The organism is Furfurilactobacillus cerevisiae (assembly GCF_048961765.1).
Taxonomy (GTDB): domain Bacteria; phylum Bacillota; class Bacilli; order Lactobacillales; family Lactobacillaceae; genus Furfurilactobacillus; species Furfurilactobacillus milii_A.
On record NZ_CP185253.1, the window covers coordinates 688,926 to 706,743 of the forward strand.

Genomic DNA, 17,818 nt, shown 5'->3' on the forward strand with positions numbered 1-17,818 from the left:
GTAACTTATACCGTTTTTAAAATAATTAAAATAAAATTAGCAAAACACGTTGGCTTTAATCTTATTTTAATCTATTATCATCACAACTTTTCAAAACATAAGTTGCCGCGAAAAGTACATAGCTTGGAATGCATCACCATAATAAGGTGAATTCCACAAGGAGTGTGGTTGAATGAAGGTTCGTAAAATTTTAGCAATGGGTGCAACAGCGACGTTATCAGTATTAAGTAGATTGTAAAATTAATCCGAACGCTGTTCGGACAAAAAAGATCAGCTTCCTTTAAAATGGTGTTTACAACAAACCCATCTTTTAGGAGCTGATCTTTTGTCTAGTATAACCTATTCCGAACGAATTAAAATCGAAACCTTTTGTGAACTAGGGCTGTCCAATATCCAAATGGGCGTTCGGCTGAACCGATCACCGTCAACAATTTCTTATGAATTATCTCGATGTCAACCTTATCAGGCTGAATTAGCACAAACAGATGCCGAATACAAGCGATCACGATGTGGTCGGAAAACTAAGCTGAGCGATGAGTTAAAGCAAACAATTCTCAACCATTTACATCTAAGCTGGTCACCAGGAATGATTGCTCACGAATTTAAACTAGCGACTAAATCTATTTATAATTGGCTAAATCAGGGGAGAATTGGTTTCTCCTTGAATGATCTACCTGAACATGGCGTACGCCAACGGCGTAACGTTGACCAACGATCCAAATATAATCAATCTTTGGGGCGATCGATTGAACAGCGTCCCATGATGATTAATCAACGTAATCGCATCGGTGATTTTGAACTAGATACCGTCGTTGGCCCTCGTGGGCATAGTAAGGCAGTTTTATTAACTTTAATCGATCGCAAATCACGGTTCCTTTGGGCATATCGGTTAAAGGACCGAACGACAGCGAGTGTTAATGAAGCACTGACTAAGTTCCTAACAACTTTTAATGGACCGGTGCACAGTTTTACTGTGGACCGTGGTACTGAGTTTAGTGGGCTAGTATCATTTGAATCACAATATGGTATTAAGACCTATTACTGTCATGCTTATACGCCAGCTGAACGTGGTAGTAATGAACGCTTTAATCGGAATTTACGTTATTTTTATCCTAAGGGGACTCGTTTTGAGCACATTAGTGCTCAAGATTTAACGACGACGTTACTCCAAATTAACCAGAGACCGCTTAAAATACTTGACTGGAAAACACCGTATCAGGTTATGCTGACCAATTTGTCCAAAAATTCGGATTAAATTTGCAATCTACCATTAACGTTGGCTGCGTGTGGTAACAAGGGTGCGTCAGGACATAAGGGCGAGTTGAACTTAATGGAAACAGCCGAAATGCCGACATTGGATCCTTCGATTGCGACGGATGATGTCTCAATGACAGCGTTATCGAACACATTTTCAGGAATTTACCGAATTGGTAAAGACGCTAAGCCACAAAATGAGTTGGCAACGAAAACAACTGAATCTAAAGATGGCCTTCACTGGACATTTGATTTGCGCCATGGAACGAAGTGGTCAAACGGGGATCCAGTTACTGCTCAAGATTTCGTTTATTCCTGGCAACGCACAAACAGTCCAAAGACAGGATCGCAATATGCGTATCTGTTTGAAGGCGTGAAGAACGCGGATGCTGTTCAAAATGGCAAGATGAAGCCCAGTGCATTAGGAATTAAGGCTGACGGCAAGTACAAACTATCCGTTACGTTGTCCAAACCAATTCCATATTTTAAACTGTTACTTGGTTTCCCAAGCTTCTTCCCACAAGACAAAAAGGCCGTTGATAAATATGGCAAGAAGTATGGGCAAACCTCTGCCACCCAGGTTTACAACGGACCATTTAAGGTTCAAGGATACAAAGGAACTAATGCAAAGTGGGACTGGGCCAAAAACAACACATACTGGGATAAAAAGAACGTTAAGTTAAACAAGATCAATTTCCAGGTTGTTAAGGAAAGCAGTACGCAACTAAATATGTACAATTCTAAGAAGGCTGACCTGACTCAGTTGAGCGGAGACCAAGTTGCCCAATATAAGAACAACAAGAATTACATTTATCGTCCTGGCTCATCAGCTGCTTATCTTGAATTGAATGAAGAAAAGGTCCCAGCATTCAAGAACCAAAAGATCCGGGCTGCATTATCATACGCGGTTAGCCGGTCACAATTGACTAATAACATTTTGCAGGACGGTTCCAAACCTGCAACAACGTTTACACCTGCCAAATTGGCCAAGGATCCAAAGACTGGCGAGGACTTTGCCAAAGAAGCCGCAGTTAAGGGCGCTTTGACACAGAACCTGACTAAAGCTAAGCAACTCCTCAAGCAAGGGGAACAAGAAGCCGGGATTTCTGATTTGAAGTTCACGTTGATGGCTGATGACACTGACACTGGTAAGAAGAATGCTGAATTCTTGCAGTCTGAATTCCAGAAGTTACCAGGTGTTAAGGTGACGGTTCAAAACGTGCCTTATAAGACACGGTTAACGCGTTCCGCTGCTCACAACTTCCAGTCTGTTGTAACGCTTTGGGGCGCTGACTACAGTGACCCTTACACATTTGCCCTGTTCACGTCAGATGGGACTTACAACGATGGTTTGTGGAAGAATGCCACTTATGATCAGAACGTTAAAGATTCTGCCGGTAAGAATGCGTTGAACAAGGAAGCACGGTTCAAGAACTTAGTAACCGCTGATCAAACGCTGGTTAAGGATTACGGTGTCTTGCCATTGTACACAGGCTCGTTTTCTGGCTCTGGTCCATTCCTGCAACGTCCATACGTTAAGGGAATTATCTACAATTCAGCTGGCATTAACTGGAATTACAAGTACGCGTACGTGAAATAAAAGTTCGTTGAATTGGATAGGGACAAAAAAAGAAGCGGTCGGTGCCACTTCTTTTTTTGTCTTTTCTATTAGGCAATAACATGGGATAAAATATCATCTGCCACTGCAGCCACGGCTTGACTGTTGTTACGTGGGTAGTTCAATGCATTTTGTTCTTGCCATGCAAGCCGATGATTTTTGATTACAAACACTTTGTTCGCCATCCGGGCTGCCTCTGTAACATCGTGTGTCACTAAAATGACAGTTAGATGTTCTTGTCGCCAGATATCGAGAATCAGATCCTGCATTTTACGACGCGTGAGAGCGTCCAACGCGCCCAGCGGTTCGTCTAACAACAGTAGTTTTGGATGCGACATTAGTGCTCGAGCTAAGGCTACTCGTTGCTTTTGACCACCTGACAGGTCCGTCGGGTAACGCTCTGCAAAGCTGCTGAGATCGACGCGGGCTAAGAGCTCGTTTGCGTGCTCAATCGACTGCGGCGTATGGTTGCCAAAAGTGAGGTTGTCACGAACGGTCATCCATGGTAAAAGACGGTCGTCTTGAAACATGGTTCGGCTATCTGTATTTAGTTCTGTTACTATTCGATCTTGTTGACTGACTTGACCGTTTGTTGGCGATTCAAGACCGGCAATTAAGCGAAGCAGGGTGCTTTTTCCACCACCACTCATTCCAACCATGGCCACAAAATCGCCTGATGCAATGGTTGTTGAAACATCGTTTAGTACAGTTTGATCGCCATATTCTTTGGATACGTGTTCCAGTCGTAATAAAGGATTATTTTGTGTCATGCGACATTTCCTTTCTGCCAAGAAAGTAGCTGGCGTTCCAAGGCTTTAACCATTGTGTCTGATAATTTACCTAGTAATGCATAAATGATGATGCACAGCAGGATGGTTTTCATATCCAAGAAATCTTGAGCATTGGTGGACATATAACCGATGCCAGAACTGGTGGAGACAGTTTCAGCAACGATTAACGTGGTCCACATCACACCAAGTGCGTAACGAATACCGACGAGAATAGTTGGCAAAGCACTTGGGAAAATAATTTGACGAAATTGCTGCCAGCGCGTTAGTCCGTATACGTGCCCCATTTCCAGTAGTTCAGGGTCGACACTGGCAAGACCGTGGAAGGTGTTGATATAAACTGGAAAGAAGACACCAATAGCAACTAGCGTGATTTTTGCCGGTTCACCGATTCCAAACCAGATAATAACGAGCGGAATCAGGGATAAATGGGGGATGTTGCGAACCATTTGAACAGAGGAGTCTAGTGCCAAACGCCAAGTGGTGGATAGACCAGTCAGCAGTGCAAGGACGAAACCGACAATAGCGCCGATCGCAAAGCCAGCAGTGGCTCGAAATAAGCTAACCGCTAGATTACGCGGCAGCTCACCAGATTGAGTTAGTGCGATGCCATCCTGCAAAACAGTTGTGGGTGCAGGCAACACAGAGGCCGATAGAACGCCAGCCTGCGCAGTGATTTGCCAAACGATGAGGAGCATCAGCGGTACCAGCCACGGAATCAATTGGCGGCCAATGTGATGTCTGCGACGGGATGGCAGTGCTGTTTGATGTTTAAGCTGGGTGGTTGATAATTGCATAGAAAGTCTCCTTTCAGAGAAACAAACGGTTGGATGGGGAAAGATTACTGGCTTGTAGTCAACACGGCCTTGCTAACATCAATATCTCCAGAAATGTCGTGTGCTTTTGCAAGCGTATCAGCGATGTCTTGTTGTTCCTTAACGATGGCTTGTGTCATACCCGAAACGCTGTAGCGTCGTCGGTCAACCATCTTTGTAACAACTTTCTTGTCTAACGATAGGGCCGAGGATAAATCCTTAATCAAGGTGGTGTGATGGCGGTTTGCCCATTCCATCGAGGTTTCCAATTCACTAAGTAAGGTGCTGGAAGTCTTGGTATGCTTTTTGGCATAAGTACTGGTAGCTAAAATGAAATCGCGATCTGTTGTGTTTACAGAAGAAGCGGATTCAATGAGTTTCGCGTTTTGTGTGACTTGTGCAGAAGCGACATAAGGATCCCACACAACCCACGCGTCAACTTTTCCTTGGCTGAAGGCGGTGCTTGCGGCACCTGGATCCAGATCGACCCACTTAATATCGTTGGCGGACATTCCGGCCTTAGCTAACAGCTTTAACAATAAGTATTGCGAACTAGAACCCTTGGAATAAGCAATCTTTTTGCCTTTTAAATCTTTAATCGTTTTGGCGGAACTCGTTTTGCTGACCAAAAGGCCACTGGAATTGGCTCTAGAAGAAGCCGCACCAACGTACACAAATTTGCTACCACTGGCCTGTGAAGTGATTGGCGGAGTGTTACCAGTACGGCCATAATCGAGCTTGCCACTGTTAAGTGCCGTGAGTAACGCTGCACCTGTTTGGAACTCTTTCCAAACAACGTGATAACCTTTTTGCTTCATCCGTTTGGCAAACCCACCTTGGATGTGAGCAATGTCGAAGATGTCACCTTTTTGATAACCAATGCGGACGGTTTTGGTACTGCTTGATGTCTTGGCGTCAGTCCGTGTGTCCATATACCCCACGCCTGCCACGACTAACCATAGGGCCAAAACGATCCACCATAACCAAGCATGATGTTTTTTCTTCATTTATCAGCCTCCAAGTAATGCTTTAACCTTAGTCCGTTGAATCTTACCAGTAGCACCAGTTGGCAAGTCTCGCCAAAAGATAATTTCTGACGGTACTTTAAAGCGTGACAACTGTTGCTGAACATGCTGTTGAATGTCCTTTGCTAGCACTTCGCCAGCTATAAGATTAGGTTGCAGGACCACAACCGCTACAACCTGTTCACCATAAATGGCATCCGGCTGACCAACAACCGCGACATCCCTAATGTAGCCAAGGCTTAAAATGGCATTTTCAACTTCTAATGGACTAATTTTATCACCTGAACGGTTGATGATTTCACGTTTGCGACCAACTAGAAAGAGGTAGCCATCGGTGTCAACGTAGCCCATATCACCAGTCAAAAACCAACCGTTGATGAATTCTGCCTGATATTGTGGGTCGACGTATTGATGAATAATGTGTGAACCGCGCAAAGTCACCTGACCAATTTGATTGTCTGAAACAGGTTGATGTCGGTCGTCGACAATTTTCATTTCTGAATTAGTGACCTGACCGACCGAACCTTGGCGGGGCGCAGTTAATGGATTAACGGTAATTTGGCTGGCTGCTTCGGTCATACCGTAGCCTTGAATGACTGGAACACTAAATAGGTGTTCAAATAATTGTTCTTGGCTGGGCGGTAGTGGGGCAGAGGCACAACGGATAAAACGCAATTTGTTGAAAATTGTTTCTGGTTGTGGACTTCTTAATAATATTGCGATGATGGCCGGCGCGGCTGACACCCAAGTGATTTGTTCATCATTAATTGTTTGCCAAAACTTGTGCGCGCTGAACTTGTGCGTAATGACGAGTTGACCGCCTGAAATGATGGTGGCCAATAACGAAATGACCTGGGCATTAATATGAAAGAGTGGCAGCATGACCAATGTGCGATCTTCATCGGATAAGTGTTGAGAAAGTGCAACATCCTTGGCAGCAGATAATAATTGTGGCGCCGTTAATGCGACGGCCTTTGGTGCGCCGGTTGTACCAGAAGTGTATAGAAGCGAGGCTAACTGGCCATCAGTACGTTCATTAAAGGTATCTAGCTGATCATTAGCAAGATGTTTTTGGCCGGATAGACGGTAAAACGACACTGTTTTATGAGGCGCTAAAATGCAAGGGTTGTCGGAGAAAAAGGTGCCCGTTTCTGCTTCAATCCTAGGTAGATTACCTGTGTGTTCATTGCCGAAGAATGCAGCAGCATAATGATTTTTCTGAATTGTTTTTGTCAATTCAGATGTCGGCATTGTCGGGTTGGCCGTGTAGGCGATGGCCTTTAAACGGAAGCAGGCAAGCAGGGTAATGACATAATCGACGGAGTTAGGTAACGTGATCAAAATTAAGTCACCTTGTTTTACACCTGATTGGGCCATTAAGACGGTTAGCTGTTCAACCAGTTGGTCGACTTCACCTCTAGTCAACCAGCGTTCATCACCGAGATCTTTGACGAGGTTGTGGTTCGGTTTCTGCTGAAGAAGATTTGAAATTGAATCGTTGAGTGAGAAAATTGAGTTTTTCATGGGCAAAACCTGCCTTTCCGGAATTTGTGTGTCGTCGTGGTCGGCCGATAAGACGGCCAGTCCACGGTAATTTATAAAGTAAATAACTAATGATAAACGCAGTGCTAAAGATAATTAGATTGTAGATTGGTAACGCGATGAAATAGGTCTTAGTGTTAGGCATCATCGGTAAAATTGATGGCCAGAACCAGAGCGCTAGCGTTTGAGTTAAGTAAATACCAAAACTCAGTTTGGCACCCAAGGCAACAAAGCGAGCGGGCAGGCTGTGAGGATGTCGATGCTGGTAGTTTGCGTAATGTAACCCCAGCAACAGAACAGACAGAATAATCAGCGAACTGTACACGACCATCAGCGGTTGATGCATAAAGCTGGATGCGGAAATGTTAAGTCTGAAAACGTTGTAGTCGAGATAGTAATACAGCCAAATAATGGGGATGAAGACTACTGTGCTGATTAGAATCGGCCGCTCATGCTGTTTGACAAACGCAATTACTGACTTGTAGTGAATACTGAGTAATCCACCAGCTAAAAAGTAAAATTGGTATGTGGTAGATTGCAAATTTAATCCGAATTTTTGGACAAATTGGTCAGCATAACCTGATACGGTGTTTGCCAGTCGAGTATTTTAAGCGGTCGCTGGTTAATTTGGAGTAACGTCGTCGTTAAATCTTGAGCACTAATGTGTTCAAAACGAGTCCCTTTAGGATAAAAATAACGTAAATTCCGATTAAAGCGTTCATTACTACCACGTTCAGCTGGCGTATAAGCATGGCAGTAATAGGTCTTAATACCATATTGTGATTCAAGTGATACTAGCCCACTAAACTCAGTGCCACGGTCCACAGTAAAGCTGTGCACCGGACCATTAAAAGTGGTTAGGAACTTAGTTAGTGCTTCATTAACAGTCACTGTCGTCCGATCTTTTAACCGGTATGCCCAAAGGAACCGTGATTTTCGATCGATTAAAGTTAATAAAACTGCCTTACTATGCCCACGAGGACCAACGACTGTATCTAGTTCAAAATCGCCGATGCGATTACGTTGATTAATCATCATGGGACGCTGTTCAATTGATCGCCCCAAAGATTGATTATATTTGGATCGTTGGTCAACGTTACGCCGTTGGCGTACGCCATGTTCAGGTAGATCATTCAAGGAGAAATCAATTCTCTCCTGATTTAGCCAATTATAAATAGATTTAGTAGCTAGTTTAAATTCGTGAGCAATCATTCCTGGTGACCAGCTTAGACGTAAATGGTTGAGAATTTTTTGCTTTAACTCATCGCTCAGCTTAGTTTTCCGACCACATCGTGATCGCTTGTATTCGGCATCTGTTTGTGCTAATTCAGCCTGATAAGGTTGACATCGAGATAATTCATAAGAAATTGTTGACGGTGATCGGTTCAGCCGAACGCCCATTTGGATATTGGACAGCCCTAGTTCACAAAAGGTTTCGATTTTAATTCGTTCGGAATAGGTTATACTAGACAAAAGATCAGCTCCTAAAAGATGGGTTTGTGGTAAACACCATTTTAAAGGAAGCTGATCTTTTTTGTCCGAACAGCGTTCGGATTAATTTTACAATCTACCTAACTTCGATGTTTTATCAGTGAACTGCTGAACATGATTCTTAGTTAAAAGTCGTACAATTCCAAACTGTAGTAAATGCCAAAAGTTCAGTTTATATTCACTTCCTCAATTGTCAAATCAAGTGCAACACTAAGAATCTATTCTTAGAAGTGGTCTAGTTGCTAAGCTAGTTCAGGCATTAGATCGGCTGGGCAGCGATAGTTCAATGACCGCCGTAGCCGGTTGTTTAAGGTATCTTGAGCCAGCTGAATGTCAATGAGTGAGGCCGAAGCCAAGGATCTGCCCTTCGGGAAGAACTCGCGCAAAAGGCCGTTAGTGTTCTCATTGGTTCCACGTTCCCATGGTGAATAAGGATGGGCAAAGTAGATGTCAGTTCCCTTGACTTGACTCAAGCTTGAGAACTCAGCACCATTATCAAAAGTAATGGTTTTAAAGTGCTCGGTTCCATAGTCATATAAGGTATTCTGGAGGGCTTTCAAGCAAGTGTCGGCATGATAATTGGGAAGTTTAACGATGATCTCTAAGCGACTAACACGTTCAGTCAAAGTCATTAATGCTGGCTCAGATTCAACCCGTTTGCCTTTGACCAAGTCACCTTCCCAGTGTCCAAGCTCTTGACGCGCTTGAACCATGGCGGGACGCTCTTCGATTGAATGGCCCAGATTTTTCTTATTGATTCGATGATGCTTTGCCCCGGGGCATTTAATCCGGCGACGTAGTTTAGCTGGTAGGTCTGAATTGCGGATAGCTAAACGCTGGTCATCAATATACCGGTACACCGTCGGTGTTGAGGGGCAGACAAGCCTTGGGTGATCAGTCTTGAATTGGTGGACAAAAGTATCCACACTATGCATCCTGGGACGCGCTTTTAAAGCTGTCACCAAAGCATTACAGAAGGTTTGACAATGATCAAAGAGTCCACGATAACAGCTATTTAGTCGGTGCTTACGATAAATTGCTTCACCAGTTTCTGCCAGATATGACTGTTCAAAGATATGAGTACTAGCGTTAATCTGTGTCGTTGTCCCACGTTTTAATTCACGTGAAATCGTGCTGGGATTACGATGAAGGGCCTGGGCAATCCGGCGGATAGACCAATCTAAGTCCCTTAGGGATTCAATTCGACCACGTTCAGCTAAATTGAGTTGGTGATACTGATTAGATATGATATTCTTAATTCGGGTCATGAAGATACCTCTTTCTTGTTTGTGGTGAATTAAGAATAGGTCTTCATGGCCTTTTTGACTAGTCTGAATAAAGAACTGGTCTATTAGAGCAGGTGTTGCACTTCAATTTTAAATCGAGGGTTTATATTCACTTTAAAAACAAACATAATTTCGACGACCGTATAACGTTAACAAACAAAGATAGTTTCAATTTACGCTGCTTACGGCCAAAGCATAGCAAACGCTCAAGGAGTGCGATGTGGCGCTTTTTTTCAAAATCAATACTCAGTTAACTACTGGTATTCTGAGTATTTAGTGACCATTTAAAAATCAAATAAATTGACGTACGTCATAGCGTACGCTAAAATGCTATTATTAATTCTAGGAGTGTGGAAAAATGAAAACATATACACCAACTAAATTACGCAAAGAGCTTTACACGGTCGTCAATGACGTCGTTGCTCACAATCAACCCGTTGAAATAACGCTCCAGTCAGAGAACCATGTTCATAACAATGGTGCGGTAATCATTAGCAAGGATCAGTATGAAGAGTACGAGAAAGACAGAGAGTTGGCTTTCTTGAAAGAAAATGGTGTTTTAGATGTTGTCAAAGACAGAATGGATCATGAAGGCCCAAGTGATTTTGATCCCCAAAATGCTTACTAACCGTGAATGCATTTACTGTTATTCCTCATAAGAAAGTTAAAAATGATGATGAACCAGTGCTTATTGCAGCTGGTCTGTTTGAAAACTACATGGCCATTGTTAAAATCTTGAAAGAAAACCCGTATAGTCGTGAACTCAATGGTTGGGAATTAATGGTTCCTCACAACAGAAAAATTTATTCTTGTCGTATAAACAATCAGCATCGTGTTGTATATACGGTCAGTAAACGTGAGCACATTGTCAAAATCTGGTCGGCGTGGTCCCACTATGAGAAGCGCCTGCCACGTAATTGCAAACCGACAGATTGATTTTTTAGAAAATTTGTAAAATATAGGCAGGCTAACGCGATGAGTGTTAATAACAATGGAAACGATGACGCTGCCATTATTCCAAGTAAAAACTGGTATTCAGTTGCTGAAACGCTGTATCTCGAAAACAATGGACCGATGACTAAGGTGCGCGTAGTCGTATTAATGATGACAGTGGGTATACGAGCGTTGACGATATTGTTTGGAATCAATTGTGATTGCCTTATTTAGTATTAAAGGTCTAATTATGACGGCGTTTGTCACTCGCAACGGATGCGGAAACAGCATACGCCAAGAGTGCAATCACTAAACCAACACCTAAATCTATTAGTGCGTTGAAGGGGAGGCGATTAACGCTGGTGTCGCCAGTTATTGGATTGAGAATTAGAGTTAATAAGAAAAAGAAGATAGCTAAATCAATCCCGGCAAACGCCGATCTTAGAATGAGCCAACGGCGTGTCTTGTTTTGATTTTTAAGCGTGCCATTTGGATCTTGGCTGCGAATGAGCTTTCCAATTGAAACCCCGCCAAACATATAGATTAAAATAGTTAATAAAGCTAAGAGACTGGTGCCGTGGCCGAGACTACCAGCAGGCCAATCTAACGCCAAACTGACTAGTGTGAAGGGAAGACTTAACACCGCGGCCCACAATAGTCCATTTAATAGGCGATTGTTTAGCGTTTGTGTCTGTGAGGATTCTTTAGGGTATACGAGATATTGTAAAAGTTTTAGCATGGTCTACATCTCCCTTGTTGATTTGTTCTAATAATAGAGTAAGCTTGTTTCCAATGACAAGAAAGTGTTTTGCTTTGACGACGTGTCGCACCACGATTAAAGGCGTTTGATTCACGCATACGTGAGAGAATCAGTGTTGTTAATCCTTTTAAGGTAGAAGACAAACCGCATGCATTGTCTGATTCAGTTAATTAAAGTGTACAAAACAACAGGTCAGTTGGCTCGAATATTTGAGCCAACTGACCTGTTGTTCGTTATGACAATGTTATTTGGATCACGGAGATTTTTCCCTGTAAACAAGCGAAAAAAGAAATAATATGAAACATTTTGTTTTAATTACAACAAAATACTGTATAATCGGTAGATTGCAAATTTAATCCGAATTTTTGGACAAATTGGTCAGCATAACCTGATACGGTGTTTTCCAGTCAAGTATTTTAAGCGGTCTCTGGTTAATTTGGAGTAACGTCGTCGTTAAATCTTGAGCACTAATGTGCTCAAAACGAGTCCCCTTAGGATAAAAATAACGTAAATTCCGATTAAAGCGTTCATTACTACCACGTTCAGCTGGCGTATAAGCATGACAGTAATAGGTCTTAATACCATATTGTGATTCAAATGATACTAGCCCACTAAACTCAGTACCACGGTCCACAGTAAAACTGTGCACCGGTCCATTAAAAGTTGTTAGGAACTTAGTCAGTGCTTCATTAACACTCGCTGTCGTTCGGTCCTTTAACCGATATGCCCAAAGGAACCGTGATTTGCGATCGATTAAAGTTAATAAAACTGCCTTACTATGCCCACGAGGGCCAACGACGGTATCTAGTTCAAAATCACCGATGCGATTACGTTGATTAATCATCATGGGACGCTGTTCAATCGATCGCCCCAAAGATTGATTATATTTGGATCGTTGGTCAACGTTACGCCGTTGGCGTACGCCATGTTCAGGTAGATCATTCAAGGAGAAACCAATTCTCCCCTGATTTAGCCAATTATAAATAGATTTAGTCGCTAGTTTAAATTCGTGAGCAATCATTCCTGGTGACCAGCTTAGATGTAAATGGTTGAGAATTGTTTGCTTTAACTCATCGCTCAGCTTAGTTTTCCGACCACATCGTGATCGCTTGTATTCGGCATCTGTTTGTGCTAATTCAGCCTGATAAGGTTGACATCGAGATAATTCATAAGAAATTGTTGACGGTGATCGGTTCAGCCGAACGCCCATTTGGATATTGGACAGCCCTAGTTCACAAAAGGTTTCGATTTTAATTCGTTCGGAATAGGTTATACTAGACAAAAGATCAGCTCCTAAAAGATGGGTTTGTTGTAAACACCATTTTAAAGGAAGCTGATCTTTTTTGTCCGAACAGCGTTCGGATTAATTTTACAATCTACTTGACTCCAATTTCTGAAGGGGCCAACACTTTTGTTCAGAAACGTTTTCCTGGTCGTGACTTATACATTGGGATGGATAGTGCTTTAGCCGTTGGGCAACAGGCTGTGTTATCCTCAGCATTAATTTTGGTTCCACTGACACTGTTGATTGCCGTTATTTTACCTGGTAACACTGTGTTACCGTTTGGTGACTTAGCGACGATTCCGTTCATGATTGCCGTTATGGCCGCTGTTTTCCGTGGTGATATTTTACGGACCATCCTCGGTGGGATCGTCGACATCGTGGTTAGTTTGTACATTGCGTCATGGGTTGCACCGTTGGTTACCGCTGCTGCAAAGGGCGCACACTTCAGTCTCCAAGGTAACTCATCCATTTCTGTATTAAGTGATGGTGGGACTTGGACCACATTGTTAATTGTTGGTTTAGGCAAACTGATCAGCTGGGGTGGTATTGGTTTAATTGGTGTTGTGGTATTAGGCTTGATGATTTGGCAAAACAAGTTTCGTAAAACTGCATCGACAGTTGCAGATAAGAAATAGCATCTTTTAGATAACTCGACATTGGAGGTCGAAAACATGAAAACTTTAATGGTAGTTTGTGGTTCTGGTGTGGCAACGTCAACGGTCGTTTCAGGAAAAATCAAAAACTGGTTGGCTGACGAAGGCTTTGATGGTCAAGTCAAAATGTTGCAAAGTAAAATTTCTGACGAAGTTAACCACATCGATGATTACGATGCTGTTGTTAGCACGACGTTAGTACCAGATAACGTCAAAGATAAAATTATCAACGGTGTGCCATTGTTAACAGGGATGAATACTCAGGCCGTCTATGACCAGATTGCAACTAAGCTAGAACTTAAATAATTACGAATAAAAAGCGGGCACTTAGAATCTTCTAAGTGCTCGTTTTTACTGTTCTACGTTGTTTAATAAGACACTTGTGGAACGGATAAAATTGAAGATTGGTTAAAAGATTCTTATAATGGCTGATGCCAATAGTGTCGTAACTACTTTCAGTGGCTAAAATAGTGATTTTTGGTGACATACTTTAAAAGGTTTGAGTACTAGCGCAAAGCCATTTAAGAGTGGAAGCCTGATTCAAATGACAGAATAAAATCAAACAGGGCATCACATCAATCGAGCTGACTGATGTGATGCCCTGTTTACTTAAAAAATCTGCCTTATTTCTTTTCGACTAAGCCCATTTCAATTAAACGTTTGGCAGCATCGAGAACTGTTTCTTCCGGTTTATGTTGTTGCCAACCAAGGTCGTTTTCTGCCGCGGCGGTGGTGTGGTGATAGCGACGGTTCAGCATGGGCACCAAAGTGCGGAGACTAGGCACAAATCTTGATAACACCCGGGTCGCCCAGTTTGGCAGGGCACGAATGTGTAAATGAAGTTCTGGAAAGGCTGATTGATATATTTTGCCAACTTGAAGCATAGTCAATGTTTGAGACGAGCCAATATAACGTTGACCAATGGCCTTAGGATTTTCAAACGCCAATCGATGTAGTTTAGCCAAATCGCGTACATCACTGATTTCAAGTGGCACTTTCGGTAAGGCAGGTTGACCCTTAAGCATTTGCAGTAAAATTTGGTTTGTACTCAGATTGTTGGTGATAACTGGACCAAAAATTGCGCCTGGCAGAACGGTCGTCAAATTCATGTCATGTTTATCCGCAAAGTCCCACGCGGCTTGTTCAGCTTTCACTTTTGAAATTCGATAAGGGTCCAATTCAGGATTGTCTGGGTCCGTCCAAAAACTACCATCAAAAGTCCCTGTGGCGTGGCTGTCAGGCGTTGAAGCGGCTTGCGAACTGGTCATCACAATTCGTTTAACGCCAGCTTTATCAGCTGCTTGCAAAACGTTTAGGACACCACCACGAGCGACACTAACCATTTCTTCAGTGGATTCTGTACCGTTACCTAGAGGTGAAGCAACATGGATAACGCCGTCTGCGCCATTCATTGCCTCTTGCCAGCCAGCTTCACTGGTCAAATCAGCTTTGAAGAAACTCAGATTTTCTAAATCTGTAGAATCGACCTGGTGACTTAGGCCTTCTTTGATAGCGTTGGCTTTGTTAAGTGAACGCAAACTTGTTGCAACCGCATAGTGCTGATTTAAAAACTCAGCAATCACCCATGCTGCAACGAATCCAGAACCACCAGAAATAACAACTTTTTTCATTTAATGGTAGATTGCAAATTTAATCCGAATTTTTGGACAAATTGGTCAGCATAACCTGATACGGTGTTTTCCAGTCAAGTATTTTAAGCGGTCTCTGGTTAATTTGGAGTAACGTCGTCGTTAAATCTTGAGCACTAATGTGCTCAAAACGAGTCCCCTTAGGATAAAAATAACGTAAATTCCGATTAAAGCGTTCATTACTACCACGTTCAGCTGGCGTATAAGCATGACAGTAATAGGTCTTAATACCATATTGTGATTCAAATGATACTAGCCCACTAAACTCAGTACCACGGTCCACAGTAAAACTGTGCACCGGTCCATTAAAAGTTGTTAGGAACTTAGTCAGTGCTTCATTAACACTCGCTGTCGTTCGGTCCTTTAACCGATATGCCCAAAGGAACCGTGATTTGCGATCGATTAAAGTTAATAAAACTGCCTTACTATGCCCACGAGGGCCAACGACGGTATCTAGTTCAAAATCACCGATGCGATTACGTTGATTAATCATCATGGGACGCTGTTCAATCGATCGCCCCAAAGATTGATTATATTTGGATCGTTGGTCAACGTTACGCCGTTGGCGTACGCCATGTTCAGGTAGATCATTCAAGGAGAAACCAATTCTCCCCTGATTTAGCCAATTATAAATAGATTTAGTCGCTAGTTTAAATTCGTGAGCAATCATTCCTGGTGACCAGCTTAGATGTAAATGGTTGAGAATTGTTTGCTTTAACTCATCGCTCAGCTTAGTTTTCCGACCACATCGTGATCGCTTGTATTCGGCATCTGTTTGTGCTAATTCAGCCTGATAAGGTTGACATCGAGATAATTCATAAGAAATTGTTGACGGTGATCGGTTCAGCCGAACGCCCATTTGGATATTGGACAGCCCTAGTTCACAAAAGGTTTCGATTTTAATTCGTTCGGAATAGGTTATACTAGACAAAAGATCAGCTCCTAAAAGATGGGTTTGTTGTAAACACCATTTTAAAGGAAGCTGATCTTTTTTGTCCGAACAGCGTTCGGATTAATTTTACAATCTACTTAATAAGTACCTCTTAATTTATTTTATACAAATAGTACGACTAATTGTCTAAAATGTAAAGCCGTGTTATTCTAATCATTGAAAATGCTATTAGCTGAGGTGAACAAAAATGATTGATCAAACGGAACTAACTATCAAATTAAATCGCGTCATTTTAATAGAAGGATTTCAAAAGCTTTCAATGAGTAAACTTGCTCAGGCGGTCGATGTCAGTCGTGCGACACTGTATTTGTACTTTAAAAACAAAGATGAAATTGTTCAAGCTGTTGTTGGCCGCCATTTACGTTTTATTTCAGAGCGCCCAATTCCTGCCGAATTTGACGCTTCATCGTTTATAACCGTTTGGTTGAATTCGTTGCTTTTGATGGGCTCAACAACTGAAACATTTACCACTGATTTGCAACGTGCATATCCTGAGTTGGCACATGAACTGCGAATGGCTGATCACGATTATTTTACTCACTTGATTAGTTACGTGGCTAAGGCACAACAGGCCGATGTGGTGTTGCCGATTTATACACCTGATTTTGTTGTTTTTCAGGCTGATACTTTAATTACTTCTGTCTTGCAACAGGTAAAGGCACATCGCATTACGTTGGAACAAGCCGAACAATATCTGTCAGACGGCATTAGTTTGGAATTGCAGGCGTTACTGTCTAGCACTGTACGAAAACAGTTAGATATATCTAATTTTGAGCCGATGAAAACGCTGATTTTTAAAGAGTTTAGGGCAACGTACGCATTGATAGCTTAGTGTTGCAAGTGTGATCGTGTAAACCAATCTTTGTATTGTGTGACTAACTGAACAGAAAGCGAATTGGTTTGATTTGTCATTTCGCAAAAAATGTATATGCTCAAAAAGATTAGTTTGATCAATAGGTTCATGTGATACAGTGATTATTGTTTTTGAGGGTATAGTAGGCTAAATTTAGTAATAGAAAGACGGCCAGGTGTGTTCATGACTTGGCGGCAATACTTAAAAAAGAGGTCACATATCAATGCTAAAAGATGATCAGATTGTTTGGGCAATTCATCAAATGGAAGACGAAATTGGTCCAGTTGGGCCATCGCTTGATACGAGGACACCTTTTCAATATTTGATTTCAGTCATTCTCAGCGCGCAGGCCACTGACGTATCTGTGAATCAAGTCACGCCAACATTGTTTGACAGATATCCCGATCCCAAGGCATTGATGCATGCCAATGTTGAAGATGTAGAAACAATCATTAGGCGCGTTGGTCTGTTTCATAACAAGGCGAAGAACATCATCAAGACCGCCGGTATTGTGCATGAAGAGTTGAATGACACGATTCCAAACGATCGAAAGGGTATCATGGCGTTGCCAGGAGCGGGTCGAAAAACGGCCAATTTGGTGTTGAGCGATGTGTTTGGGAAACCAACATTTGCTGTGGACACGCATGTTTCGGCGATTTCAAAACGACTTCACTTTGTTAAACAATCAGCATCACCTTTGCAGGTGGAACAAAAGATTGTGAGTGTCGTTAAGCCGGAGGAACTGTATCAAGCGCATCACACAATGATCGAGTTTGGCCGGAAGTACTCGATGAAATTGACACCGGACAAAGAGGTTTGCCAACTGATTATTGACTGTGATAAGTTGAATGAAGAAAATGAAGGTGCTATTTGAGAGGTTACCTTTGGAAACGTAACGGTTGGTCGATAAATGA

The 17,818-nt window shown here is 42.3% G+C and carries 19 protein-coding genes and 1 pseudogene; 9 read left to right on the forward strand and 11 right to left on the reverse strand.

The window, feature by feature from the left end; genetic code table 11:
• The first annotated feature begins 325 nt into the window (after positions 1-325).
• On the forward strand, positions 326-1,255 hold the full coding sequence (locus ABUE36_RS03200) for an IS30-like element ISLpl1 family transposase (protein WP_096109805.1): 930 nt from the start codon (positions 326-328) through the stop codon (positions 1,253-1,255).
• A gap of 75 nt (positions 1,256-1,330) precedes the next feature.
• A complete protein-coding gene (locus ABUE36_RS03205) occupies positions 1,331-2,854 on the forward strand; it encodes a peptide ABC transporter substrate-binding protein (RefSeq protein WP_421017132.1) in 1,524 nt (507 codons plus the stop codon).
• Positions 2,855-2,922: 68 nt separating this feature from the next.
• On the opposite strand, the gene ABUE36_RS03210 is transcribed toward ABUE36_RS03205, so the two are convergent.
• The 7 genes from ABUE36_RS03210 to ABUE36_RS03240 form a co-directional block, all read right to left on the reverse strand.
• Complete coding sequence (locus ABUE36_RS03210; protein ID WP_161001794.1) at positions 2,923-3,642, reverse strand: ABC transporter ATP-binding protein; 720 nt, start codon at positions 3,640-3,642, stop codon at positions 2,923-2,925.
• On the reverse strand, positions 3,639-4,457 hold the full coding sequence (locus ABUE36_RS03215) for an ABC transporter permease subunit (protein ID WP_161001793.1): 819 nt from the start codon (positions 4,455-4,457) through the stop codon (positions 3,639-3,641). Before ABUE36_RS03215 ends, ABUE36_RS03210 begins: the two co-directional genes overlap by 4 nt.
• Positions 4,458-4,501: 44 nt before the next feature.
• Positions 4,502-5,482: an aliphatic sulfonate ABC transporter substrate-binding protein gene (locus tag ABUE36_RS03220; RefSeq protein ID WP_421017133.1), complete on the reverse strand. Its 981-nt coding sequence runs from the start codon at positions 5,480-5,482 to the stop codon at positions 4,502-4,504.
• A gap of 3 nt (positions 5,483-5,485) precedes the next feature.
• A complete protein-coding gene (locus ABUE36_RS03225; RefSeq protein WP_161001791.1) occupies positions 5,486-7,024 on the reverse strand; it encodes an AMP-binding protein in 1,539 nt (512 codons plus the stop codon).
• Positions 6,936-7,583 (reverse strand): acyltransferase family protein, encoded by a 648-nt coding sequence (locus ABUE36_RS03230; RefSeq protein WP_421017134.1) that lies wholly within the window; start codon positions 7,581-7,583, stop codon positions 6,936-6,938. Before ABUE36_RS03230 ends, ABUE36_RS03225 begins: the two co-directional genes overlap by 89 nt.
• A gap of 2 nt (positions 7,584-7,585) precedes the next feature.
• Positions 7,586-8,515, reverse strand: coding sequence for an IS30-like element ISLpl1 family transposase (locus ABUE36_RS03235; protein WP_421016461.1), 930 nt, complete (start codon positions 8,513-8,515; stop codon positions 7,586-7,588).
• Between the two features lie 260 nt (positions 8,516-8,775).
• A complete protein-coding gene (locus tag ABUE36_RS03240) occupies positions 8,776-9,801 on the reverse strand; it encodes an IS30 family transposase (RefSeq protein ID WP_010619295.1) in 1,026 nt (341 codons plus the stop codon).
• A 376-nt stretch (positions 9,802-10,177) separates the two neighbouring features.
• Between ABUE36_RS03240 and ABUE36_RS03245 the strand changes: the two genes are divergently transcribed.
• Genes ABUE36_RS03245 through ABUE36_RS03255 form a run of 3 tightly spaced genes read left to right on the forward strand, consistent with a single transcriptional unit; the run spans position 10,178 to position 10,986 of the window.
• On the forward strand, positions 10,178-10,447 hold the full coding sequence (locus ABUE36_RS03245) for a type II toxin-antitoxin system Phd/YefM family antitoxin (protein WP_161001854.1): 270 nt from the start codon (positions 10,178-10,180) through the stop codon (positions 10,445-10,447).
• Between the two features lie 2 nt (positions 10,448-10,449).
• Entirely contained in the window at positions 10,450-10,755 is a 306-nt protein-coding gene (locus ABUE36_RS03250; RefSeq protein ID WP_421017135.1) for a Txe/YoeB family addiction module toxin, read from the forward strand.
• Positions 10,756-10,794: 39 nt separating this feature from the next.
• The gene (locus ABUE36_RS03255) at positions 10,795-10,986 is read left to right on the forward strand and encodes a hypothetical protein (RefSeq protein WP_161001855.1); all 192 of its coding nucleotides are present in this window, start codon (positions 10,795-10,797) and stop codon (positions 10,984-10,986) included.
• 10 nt (positions 10,987-10,996) lie between these two features.
• Here ABUE36_RS03255 and ABUE36_RS03260 read toward each other — a convergent pair whose 3' ends face one another.
• The gene (locus tag ABUE36_RS03260; RefSeq protein ID WP_161001856.1) at positions 10,997-11,491 is read right to left on the reverse strand and encodes a hypothetical protein; all 495 of its coding nucleotides are present in this window, start codon (positions 11,489-11,491) and stop codon (positions 10,997-10,999) included.
• Between the two features lie 373 nt (positions 11,492-11,864).
• On the reverse strand, positions 11,865-12,794 hold the full coding sequence (locus ABUE36_RS03265) for an IS30-like element ISLpl1 family transposase (protein ID WP_096109805.1): 930 nt from the start codon (positions 12,792-12,794) through the stop codon (positions 11,865-11,867).
• A gap of 98 nt (positions 12,795-12,892) precedes the next feature.
• Between ABUE36_RS03265 and ABUE36_RS03270 the strand changes: the two are divergent.
• Positions 12,893-13,432: pseudogene (locus ABUE36_RS03270) on the forward strand (PTS transporter subunit IIC); the annotation flags it as partial.
• A gap of 36 nt (positions 13,433-13,468) precedes the next feature.
• Positions 13,469-13,756 (forward strand): PTS sugar transporter subunit IIB, encoded by a 288-nt coding sequence (locus tag ABUE36_RS03275; RefSeq protein ID WP_161001698.1) that lies wholly within the window; start codon positions 13,469-13,471, stop codon positions 13,754-13,756.
• A 317-nt stretch (positions 13,757-14,073) separates the two neighbouring features.
• On the opposite strand, the gene ABUE36_RS03280 is transcribed toward ABUE36_RS03275, so the two are convergent.
• Positions 14,074-15,081, reverse strand: a complete 1,008-nt coding sequence (locus ABUE36_RS03280) for an NAD-dependent epimerase/dehydratase family protein (protein WP_421017136.1) — start codon at positions 15,079-15,081, stop codon at positions 14,074-14,076.
• Positions 15,082-15,100: 19 nt separating this feature from the next.
• Complete coding sequence (locus tag ABUE36_RS03285) at positions 15,101-16,030, reverse strand: IS30-like element ISLpl1 family transposase (RefSeq protein WP_096109805.1); 930 nt, start codon at positions 16,028-16,030, stop codon at positions 15,101-15,103.
• A gap of 208 nt (positions 16,031-16,238) precedes the next feature.
• Between ABUE36_RS03285 and ABUE36_RS03290 the strand changes: the two genes are divergently transcribed.
• On the forward strand, positions 16,239-16,883 hold the full coding sequence (locus tag ABUE36_RS03290; RefSeq protein WP_161001699.1) for a TetR/AcrR family transcriptional regulator: 645 nt from the start codon (positions 16,239-16,241) through the stop codon (positions 16,881-16,883).
• Positions 16,884-17,127: 244 nt separating this feature from the next.
• Positions 17,128-17,778 (forward strand): endonuclease III domain-containing protein, encoded by a 651-nt coding sequence (locus ABUE36_RS03295; protein WP_161001700.1) that lies wholly within the window; start codon positions 17,128-17,130, stop codon positions 17,776-17,778.
• Positions 17,779-17,818 lie beyond the last annotated feature (40 nt).

Coding starts and splice junctions, on each gene's coding strand:
- ABUE36_RS03220 (WP_421017133.1), bottom strand. CDS start 5,482: ATGAAGAAAAAACATCATGCTTGGTTATGGTGGATCGTTTTGGCCCTA.
- ABUE36_RS03290 (WP_161001699.1), top strand. CDS start 16,239: ATGATTGATCAAACGGAACTAACTATCAAATTAAATCGCGTCATTTTA.
- ABUE36_RS03260 (WP_161001856.1), bottom strand. CDS start 11,491: ATGCTAAAACTTTTACAATATCTCGTATACCCTAAAGAATCCTCACAG.
- ABUE36_RS03280 (WP_421017136.1), bottom strand. CDS start 15,081: ATGAAAAAAGTTGTTATTTCTGGTGGTTCTGGATTCGTTGCAGCATGG.
- ABUE36_RS03205 (WP_421017132.1), top strand. CDS start 1,331: ATGGAAACAGCCGAAATGCCGACATTGGATCCTTCGATTGCGACGGAT.
- ABUE36_RS03215 (WP_161001793.1), bottom strand. CDS start 4,457: ATGCAATTATCAACCACCCAGCTTAAACATCAAACAGCACTGCCATCC.
- ABUE36_RS03240 (WP_010619295.1), bottom strand. CDS start 9,801: ATGACCCGAATTAAGAATATCATATCTAATCAGTATCACCAACTCAAT.
- ABUE36_RS03245 (WP_161001854.1), top strand. CDS start 10,178: ATGAAAACATATACACCAACTAAATTACGCAAAGAGCTTTACACGGTC.
- ABUE36_RS03275 (WP_161001698.1), top strand. CDS start 13,469: ATGAAAACTTTAATGGTAGTTTGTGGTTCTGGTGTGGCAACGTCAACG.
- ABUE36_RS03255 (WP_161001855.1), top strand. CDS start 10,795: ATGAGTGTTAATAACAATGGAAACGATGACGCTGCCATTATTCCAAGT.
- ABUE36_RS03295 (WP_161001700.1), top strand. CDS start 17,128: ATGCTAAAAGATGATCAGATTGTTTGGGCAATTCATCAAATGGAAGAC.
- ABUE36_RS03210 (WP_161001794.1), bottom strand. CDS start 3,642: ATGACACAAAATAATCCTTTATTACGACTGGAACACGTATCCAAAGAA.
- ABUE36_RS03225 (WP_161001791.1), bottom strand. CDS start 7,024: ATGAAAAACTCAATTTTCTCACTCAACGATTCAATTTCAAATCTTCTT.